Genomic DNA, 5,645 nt, shown 5'->3' with positions numbered 1-5,645 from the left:
CTCTGTTGATGGTTCGATCAGGTTTGATCGAAGGCGGTAAAGAGGGTGTTGACAGCGGTTTGTAACGCTGTAGAATGCGCCTCCCGCTGGAGAGAAGATGATCTGGTGGGGCGCTGCAAGGTGTTGAGAAGAAAGAAAAAGTTCTTCAAAAACAGCTTGACAGGAAATGAGGCTGCTGTAAGATGCGCGCCTCGGTTGAGACGAAAGACTTAACCAAACGTTCTTTAACAATTGAATCAAGCAATTCGTGTGGGTGCTTGTGAGCTAAGACTGAGGATCGCAAGATTATCAGCATCACAGGTAAACACTCGTAATAGAGAGTTTTTTCTTCTTAAACGAAGAGTCTGCGATTGCTGAGCCAAGTTTAGGGTTTTCTCAAAACCCATGCAGTATTGAACTGAAGAGTTTGATCATGGCTCAGATTGAACGCTGGCGGCAGGCCTAACACATGCAAGTCGAGCGGTTGACGGGAGCTTGCTCCCTGATTCAGCGGCGGACGGGTGAGTAATGCCTAGGAATCTGCCTATTAGTGGGGGACAACGTTTCGAAAGGAACGCTAATACCGCATACGTCCTACGGGAGAAAGCAGGGGACCTTCGGGCCTTGCGCTAATAGATGAGCCTAGGTCGGATTAGCTAGTTGGTGGGGTAATGGCTCACCAAGGCGACGATCCGTAACTGGTCTGAGAGGATGATCAGTCACACTGGAACTGAGACACGGTCCAGACTCCTACGGGAGGCAGCAGTGGGGAATATTGGACAATGGGCGAAAGCCTGATCCAGCCATGCCGCGTGTGTGAAGAAGGTCTTCGGATTGTAAAGCACTTTAAGTTGGGAGGAAGGGCAGTAAATTAATACTTTGCTGTTTTGACGTTACCGACAGAATAAGCACCGGCTAACTCTGTGCCAGCAGCCGCGGTAATACAGAGGGTGCAAGCGTTAATCGGAATTACTGGGCGTAAAGCGCGCGTAGGTGGTTTGTTAAGTTGGATGTGAAAGCCCCGGGCTCAACCTGGGAACTGCATCCAAAACTGGCAAGCTAGAGTACGGTAGAGGGTGGTGGAATTTCCTGTGTAGCGGTGAAATGCGTAGATATAGGAAGGAACACCAGTGGCGAAGGCGACCACCTGGACTGATACTGACACTGAGGTGCGAAAGCGTGGGGAGCAAACAGGATTAGATACCCTGGTAGTCCACGCCGTAAACGATGTCAACTAGCCGTTGGGTTCCTTGAGAACTTAGTGGCGCAGCTAACGCATTAAGTTGACCGCCTGGGGAGTACGGCCGCAAGGTTAAAACTCAAATGAATTGACGGGGGCCCGCACAAGCGGTGGAGCATGTGGTTTAATTCGAAGCAACGCGAAGAACCTTACCAGGCCTTGACATGCTGAGAACTTTCCAGAGATGGATTGGTGCCTTCGGGAACTCAGACACAGGTGCTGCATGGCTGTCGTCAGCTCGTGTCGTGAGATGTTGGGTTAAGTCCCGTAACGAGCGCAACCCTTGTCCTTAGTTACCAGCACGTAATGGTGGGAACTCTAAGGAGACTGCCGGTGACAAACCGGAGGAAGGTGGGGATGACGTCAAGTCATCATGGCCCTTACGGCCTGGGCTACACACGTGCTACAATGGTCGGTACAAAGGGTTGCCAAGCCGCGAGGTGGAGCTAATCCCATAAAACCGATCGTAGTCCGGATCGCAGTCTGCAACTCGACTGCGTGAAGTCGGAATCGCTAGTAATCGTGAATCAGAATGTCACGGTGAATACGTTCCCGGGCCTTGTACACACCGCCCGTCACACCATGGGAGTGGGTTGCACCAGAAGTAGCTAGTCTAACCTTCGGGAGGACGGTTACCACGGTGTGATTCATGACTGGGGTGAAGTCGTAACAAGGTAGCCGTAGGGGAACCTGCGGCTGGATCACCTCCTTAATCGAAAGATCCCAGCTTATTCATAAGCACCCACACGAATTGCTTGATTCATTGCGAAAGACGATTGGGTCTGTAGCTCAGTTGGTTAGAGCGCACCCCTGATAAGGGTGAGGTCGGCAGTTCGAATCTGCCCAGACCCACCAATTGTTGAGGGTGCAGGCCTTGGAAGTATTTGGGGCCATAGCTCAGCTGGGAGAGCGCCTGCCTTGCACGCAGGAGGTCAGCGGTTCGATCCCGCTTGGCTCCACCACTTACGGCCTTCAACGTTGATGTGAATAGAGTTCAGAAATGAGCATTCCTGTTTTGGCAGATGAGTGTTGATTTCTGGTCTTTGACCAGTCAGAAAAATCGTTCTTTAAAAATTTGGGTATGTGATAGAAGTGACTGATTGATTACTTTCACTGGTAATTAATTTGGTCAAGGTAAAATTTGCGTTGTTCTCAAGTGCAAATTTTCGGCGAATGTCGTCTTCACGTTATAGACAGTAACCAGATTGCTTGGGGTTATATGGTCAAGTGAAGAAGCGCATACGGTGGATGCCTTGGCAGTCAGAGGCGATGAAAGACGTTGTAGCCTGCGATAAGCTCTGGGGAGTCGGCAAACAGACTGTGATCCAGAGATTTCTGAATGGGGGAACCCACCTAGCATAAGCTGGGTATCATGCACTGAATACATAGGTGCATGAGGCGAACCAGGGGAACTGAAACATCTAAGTACCCTGAGGAAAAGAAATCAACCGAGATTCCCTTAGTAGTGGCGAGCGAACGGGGACTAGCCCTTAAGTTGATTTGAGATTAGTGGAAGGCTCTGGAAAGTGCCGCCGTAGTGGGTGATAGCCCCGTACACGAAAATCTCTTATCAATGAAATCGAGTAGGACGGAGCACGAGAAACTTTGTCTGAATATGGGGGGACCATCCTCCAAGGCTAAATACTACTGACTGACCGATAGTGAACTAGTACCGTGAGGGAAAGGCGAAAAGAACCCCGGAGAGGGGAGTGAAATAGATCCTGAAACCGTATGCGTACAAGCAGTGGGAGCAGACTTGTTCTGTGACTGCGTACCTTTTGTATAATGGGTCAGCGACTTATATTCAGTGGCGAGCTTAACCGAATAGGGGAGGCGTAGCGAAAGCGAGTCTTAATAGGGCGTTTAGTCGCTGGGTATAGACCCGAAACCGGGCGATCTATCCATGGGCAGGTTGAAGGTTGGGTAACACTAACTGGAGGACCGAACCGACTACCGTTGAAAAGTTAGCGGATGACCTGTGGATCGGAGTGAAAGGCTAATCAAGCTCGGAGATAGCTGGTTCTCCTCGAAAGCTATTTAGGTAGCGCCTCGTGTATCACTGCTGGGGGTAGAGCACTGTTTCGGCTAGGGGGTCATCCCGACTTACCAAACCGATGCAAACTCCGAATACCAGCAAGTGTCAGCACGGGAGACACACGGCGGGTGCTAACGTCCGTCGTGAAAAGGGAAACAACCCAGACCGTCAGCTAAGGTCCCAAAGTTATGGTTAAGTGGGAAACGATGTGGGAAGGCTTAGACAGCTAGGAGGTTGGCTTAGAAGCAGCCACCCTTTAAAGAAAGCGTAATAGCTCACTAGTCGAGTCGGCCTGCGCGGAAGATGTAACGGGGCTCAAACCATACACCGAAGCTACGGGTTCATCTTAGGATGAGCGGTAGAGGAGCGTTCTGTAAGCCTGTGAAGGTGAGTTGAGAAGCTTGCTGGAGGTATCAGAAGTGCGAATGCTGACATGAGTAACGACAATGGGAGTGAAAAACTCCCACGCCGAAAGACCAAGGTTTCCTGCGCAACGTTAATCGACGCAGGGTGAGTCGGCCCCTAAGGCGAGGCAGAAATGCGTAGTCGATGGGAAACGGGTTAATATTCCCGTACTTCTAATTACTGCGATGGAGGGACGGAGAAGGCTAGGCCAGCACGGCGTTGGTTGTCCGTGTTTAAGGTGGTAGGCTGAGATCTTAGGTAAATCCGGGATCTTAAGGCCGAGAGCTGATGACGAGTTGTCCTTTAGGACGATGAAGTGGTTGATGCCATGCTTCCAGGAAAAGCTTCTAAGCTTCAGGTAATTAGGAACCGTACCCCAAACCGACACAGGTGGTTAGGTAGAGAATACCAAGGCGCTTGAGAGAACTCGGGTGAAGGAACTAGGCAAAATGGCACCGTAACTTCGGGAGAAGGTGCGCCGGTGAGTGTGAAGGGTTTACCCCGTAAGCACATGCCGGTCGAAGATACCAGGCCGCTGCGACTGTTTATTAAAAACACAGCACTCTGCAAACACGAAAGTGGACGTATAGGGTGTGACGCCTGCCCGGTGCCGGAAGGTTAATTGATGGGGTTAGCTAACGCGAAGCTCTTGATCGAAGCCCCGGTAAACGGCGGCCGTAACTATAACGGTCCTAAGGTAGCGAAATTCCTTGTCGGGTAAGTTCCGACCTGCACGAATGGCGTAACGATGGCGGCGCTGTCTCCACCCGAGACTCAGTGAAATTGAAATCGCTGTGAAGATGCAGTGTATCCGCGGCTAGACGGAAAGACCCCGTGAACCTTTACTATAGCTTTGCACTGGACTTTGAGCTTGCTTGTGTAGGATAGGTGGGAGGCTTTGAAGTGGGGACGCCAGTTCTCATGGAGCCAACCTTGAAATACCACCCTGGCAACCTTGAGGTTCTAACTCTGGTCCGTTATCCGGATCGAGGACAGTGTATGGTGGGTAGTTTGACTGGGGCGGTCTCCTCCTAAAGAGTAACGGAGGAGTACGAAGGTGCGCTCAGACCGGTCGGAAATCGGTCGTAGAGTATAAAGGCAAAAGCGCGCTTGACTGCGAGACAGACACGTCGAGCAGGTACGAAAGTAGGTCTTAGTGATCCGGTGGTTCTGTATGGAAGGGCCATCGCTCAACGGATAAAAGGTACTCCGGGGATAACAGGCTGATACCGCCCAAGAGTTCATATCGACGGCGGTGTTTGGCACCTCGATGTCGGCTCATCACATCCTGGGGCTGAAGCCGGTCCCAAGGGTATGGCTGTTCGCCATTTAAAGTGGTACGCGAGCTGGGTTTAGAACGTCGTGAGACAGTTCGGTCCCTATCTGCCGTGGACGTTTGAGATTTGAGAGGGGCTGCTCCTAGTACGAGAGGACCGGAGTGGACGAACCTCTGGTGTTCCGGTTGTCACGCCAGTGGCATTGCCGGGTAGCTATGTTCGGGAAAGATAACCGCTGAAAGCATCTAAGCGGGAAACTTGCCTCAAGATGAGATCTCACTGGAACCTTGAGTTCCCTAAAGGGCCGTCGAAGACTACGACGTTGATAGGCTGGGTGTGTAAGCGTTGTGAGGCGTTGAGCTAACCAGTACTAATTGCCCGTGAGGCTTGACCATATAACACCCAAACAATTTGGCTGTTAGACGGTAGAAGTCGACAGTAATGCCGAAGATTTGTAAAAAGAACACGCAACACCAACTGATATCACATACCCAATTCGGGGAAGCGACCTAAAAACCGACTCCCCAACCGGATTGCTTGACGACCATAGAGCGTTGGAACCACCTGATCCCATCCCGAACTCAGTAGTGAAACGATGCATCGCCGATGGTAGTGTGGGGTTTCCCCATGTGAGAGTAGGTCATCGTCAAGCTTCTACTAGAAACCCCAGATCTCGACAGAGGTCTGGGGTTTCGTCTTTGTGGCGGCG

1 protein-coding gene, 2 tRNA genes and 3 rRNA genes are annotated in these 5,645 nt (G+C 51.3%); 5 read left to right on the top strand and 1 reads right to left on the bottom strand.

Annotated features, from left to right (window positions below; genetic code table 11):
- On the bottom strand, positions 1 to 231 hold a 231-nt coding region (locus HP439_RS19460; protein WP_216657894.1), incomplete at its 3' end, for a hypothetical protein.
- 163 nt (positions 232 to 394) lie between these two features.
- Between HP439_RS19460 and HP439_RS17465 the strand changes: the two genes are divergently transcribed.
- From HP439_RS17465 to rrf, 5 genes are all read left to right on the top strand, one after another.
- Positions 395 to 1,931: ribosomal RNA gene (locus tag HP439_RS17465) — 16S ribosomal RNA — on the top strand.
- 66 nt (positions 1,932 to 1,997) lie between these two features.
- Positions 1,998 to 2,074: transfer RNA gene (locus tag HP439_RS17460), tRNA-Ile, on the top strand.
- A gap of 31 nt (positions 2,075 to 2,105) precedes the next feature.
- Positions 2,106 to 2,181, top strand: a tRNA-Ala gene (locus HP439_RS17455).
- A 259-nt stretch (positions 2,182 to 2,440) separates the two neighbouring features.
- Positions 2,441 to 5,331, top strand: a 23S ribosomal RNA gene (locus HP439_RS17450).
- Positions 5,332 to 5,472: 141 nt separating this feature from the next.
- Positions 5,473 to 5,588: ribosomal RNA gene (gene rrf / locus HP439_RS17445) — 5S ribosomal RNA — on the top strand.
- Together the 16S, 23S and 5S rRNA genes with 2 tRNA genes alongside form the textbook arrangement of a ribosomal RNA operon.
- Positions 5,589 to 5,645 lie beyond the last annotated feature (57 nt).

The organism is Sphingobacterium shayense (assembly GCF_013179575.1).
In the GTDB taxonomy this organism is placed as follows: domain Bacteria; phylum Bacteroidota; class Bacteroidia; order Sphingobacteriales; family Sphingobacteriaceae; genus Sphingobacterium; species Sphingobacterium shayense.
The sequence above is the reverse complement of the archived record's forward strand: the minus strand, read 5'-3'. Positions and strand labels throughout refer to the sequence as shown.